Source organism: Psychrobacter sp. 1Y4 (assembly GCF_051847555.1).
This window is the reverse complement of the sequence record NZ_JBPYDE010001044.1, coordinates 1-542: the sequence shown is the minus strand read 5'-3', so window position 1 is coordinate 542 and position 542 is coordinate 1. Positions and strand designations below refer to the sequence as shown.

At 43.0% G+C, this 542-nt stretch carries 1 pseudogene; it reads right to left on the bottom strand.

The annotated features are described in order from the left end of the window. Positions 1 to 267: pseudogene (locus ACS8FC_RS20320) on the bottom strand (FAD-dependent cmnm(5)s(2)U34 oxidoreductase); the annotation flags it as partial. Positions 268 to 542 lie beyond the last annotated feature (275 nt).

Here is a 542-nt window from a genome sequence, read left to right as displayed (position 1 = left end):
CGCCAAGAGGTTGAGCCCAGTACCAAAACCCAATTCAGCAATTGTAAAACATTGCTGTGGTGCAAGGCGCGCCAAGCGATCAGGCAGCTGATTGTGCTCTAAAAACACATGACGTGTTTCTGCCAGACCGTCCGCATGAGAGAAGTACACATCTCCAAACTCACCAGACACTGGCACCATATTGCCAGTATCATCCATTTGCCAGTCAACCTTAGCAGGTGTGATAATGTTTGATGGTTCAGCGTTTATGTGATGAGCGATAGACATGGGAACTTCTTAGCAGGATGATTTACTATAATAAAAATGTTCTTGATGACAGAATCAAGTTCATAAAAATACAATGAGACGTCGCAGAATAGAGCCGGTCAAAAGCTAAATTTATAAAGAGCGCACCACTTACCAACGATCACGGCGGACAAACACAAGCCATGAGATAAAAATACCCACCAACAAACTGATCAAAACGGTAAATGCACCATACAAAAACAACTGACCTTTGCTCTCATAAACTAAAACGTTTGCTTGGGTCTGCAAGTCGTTCA